This is a genomic window from Pelagicoccus sp. SDUM812002, from assembly GCF_031127835.1.
In the GTDB taxonomy this organism is placed as follows: domain Bacteria; phylum Verrucomicrobiota; class Verrucomicrobiia; order Opitutales; family Opitutaceae; genus Pelagicoccus.
The window spans coordinates 1-317 of the sequence record NZ_JARXHX010000157.1 but is presented as its reverse complement, the minus strand read 5'-3'; the positions used below and the strand labels follow the sequence as shown (position 1 = coordinate 317).

The window sequence follows — 317 nt, the reverse complement described above, 5'->3', positions numbered from 1 at the left end:
TCAATGGAGGCAACCACCAACAGCTGCTCAGGCAGCTTAAACAGCGGTACAAAAGGACAAAACAATAACTGTTAGCTAGGATAGCCCCTTTTTTTTAGCTCCTCGCGGACTGCTGAGGGCATCTCGTCGGCTTTGTATTCTGACATTGAATACTATCATATAGGCTTACATACTGTTGCAAGCCAACATCTTAAATCTTTTAACCATTTTGTCCACGCGACCTAGGCAAGTCTGGTGGTCATCAGTCGAGTCATCGCGATGTGGATCATGGCTTGCGACGAGCTTGTCGTGCGTTCGTAGTCCTTGCTGAGCCTTCG

Annotated in this window: 1 pseudogene; it reads right to left on the bottom strand. The window is 47.6% G+C overall.

Features of this window, described 5'->3' with window-relative positions:
• Nucleotides 1-221 precede the first annotated feature (221 nt).
• Nucleotides 222-317: pseudogene (locus QEH53_RS24100) on the bottom strand (IS5/IS1182 family transposase); the annotation flags it as partial.